At 69.3% G+C, this 244-nt stretch carries 1 pseudogene; it reads left to right on the top strand.

What is annotated here, in order from left to right:
- A pseudogene (locus MTCD1_RS20045) lies at window positions 1-244 on the top strand (leucyl aminopeptidase); the annotation flags it as partial.

The following is a 244-nucleotide window of genomic DNA, read 5'->3' as shown; positions in this document are numbered from 1 at the left end:
ATGGGGGCGTTTCTGGCGGTGGCTCAAGGGTCCGACCAGCCGCTTCGCCTGGTGGAATTGCGCTACAACGGCGCGGCCCGCACGCAGGCTCCCGTGGTGCTGGTGGGCAAGGGCATCACGTTCGACACCGGGGGGATCTCGCTGAAGCCCGCGGCGGAGATGGACGAGATGAAGTTCGATATGGGCGGGGCGGCGAGCGTCCTGGGCGTGTTCCGGGCGCTGGCGGAACTCCGGCCGGCGATCA

Origin of the sequence: Colwellia marinimaniae, assembly GCF_002207865.1 — a bacterium.
Lineage (GTDB): Bacteria > Pseudomonadota > Gammaproteobacteria > Enterobacterales > Alteromonadaceae > Colwellia > Colwellia marinimaniae.
Note: the sequence above shows the minus strand (reverse complement) of the source record. Positions and strands in the feature narration are given on the sequence as shown.